Below are 1,270 nucleotides of genomic sequence, written 5' to 3' on the forward strand. Positions count from 1 at the left end.
TATCATACGAACACGCCCTTTATTTTATTTTGCATCTAATTTTCTAATCTCAGTTATCATTGGGCAAACTATTGCAATGCAAATAATTAAAATACCTGATAGTAAAAACCAATGATTTACATCGATTCTATCAGCAAAGAATCCAGAAAGAATTAACCCAATTGGCATAACAAGAGACATGATACTTCCAGTTAAAGAAAATACACGTCCTAAATATTCAGGCTTAATTTTCTCCTGAAAAAGAGCTGTTTGCACACCGCTGTAAAACGGAACCGAAAGCCCCATTATTGCACAGCAGACTACAAATATGAAAAATCCACTTTGAGGAAGTAATCCTGAAATGGTTAAGCTTATCCCCATCATAAAAATTGATGCCGTTATTAATAAGATTCGCTTTTGGTAATTCCCAAATAACCCTAATAATAGACCCCCTATCAACATACCAGAGGCATAAGCAATCTCCGTAATAGAAATATGCATCGGTGTACCATTAAAATATTCCATAGTGATTAAAGGATATAATGCATTTATGGGCATATAAACAAACATATATAATGTTCCAACGAGTAATAAAGCAAATAATCCTTTATTTTGCCGTAGTACAGCCATTCCTTCTTTCATTTCTCTTATGAAATTTGGTTTCAAACTTTGCACTTGATCACCTAGCTTAGGAATACGTACAATTGCTACCGTAATAGATGCAATCACAGCACCCAATACATCGATGGCAATAATAGCATTTAGTCCCCAAACGGAGTATAAAAGTGCTGCAACCGCCGGACTAACAATATAGCTTATAGACTGCAAAGACTGACTATAGCCTGCACATTTCGTAAGCTGTTCTTCTGGTACTAAAAGTGGAGTAACCGCATTGAGAGCCGGGGTATGAAAAGCTGTTCCAATGCTACGGATGAACAATACTACCATAACCATCCAGATAGGTAACTCCATATACAATGCAACAATAGCTAGCACGGCCCCAGCTGCTGCGATAATTAAATCAGCACCAATCATTATCTTCTTCCTATCATGACGATCCACTAATACACCAATGGCTGGTCCAAAGACCGCATAGGGTAAAAAACCTACAAGTGAAGCCATAGACAAGACCATCGCAGATCCTGTTTTTTCTGTAAGGTAAAAAATAATCGCCATTTGCAGGATGGCACTAGTGATTAATGATACTGCCTGCCCTGCCCATATTGTATAAAACTTAAGTTTCCAATTGTTGTATTTTTCCATTTATATTATCTCCTAAATTCTTATTTAT

1 protein-coding gene is annotated in these 1,270 nt (G+C 36.6%); it reads right to left on the reverse strand.

Annotated elements, in window-relative coordinates; all coding sequences use genetic code 11:
- Positions 1 to 24: 24 nt before the first annotated feature.
- Positions 25 to 1,242 carry a macrolide efflux MFS transporter Mef(A) gene (gene mef(A) / locus H9625_RS17240; protein WP_191765544.1) on the reverse strand — a complete coding sequence of 406 codons (1,218 nt, stop codon included), beginning with the start codon at positions 1,240 to 1,242 and terminating at the stop codon, positions 25 to 27.
- Between the last annotated feature and the right edge of the window lie 28 nt (positions 1,243 to 1,270).

Source organism: Phocaeicola intestinalis (assembly GCF_014837065.1).
Classification (GTDB): domain Bacteria; phylum Bacteroidota; class Bacteroidia; order Bacteroidales; family Bacteroidaceae; genus Phocaeicola; species Phocaeicola intestinalis.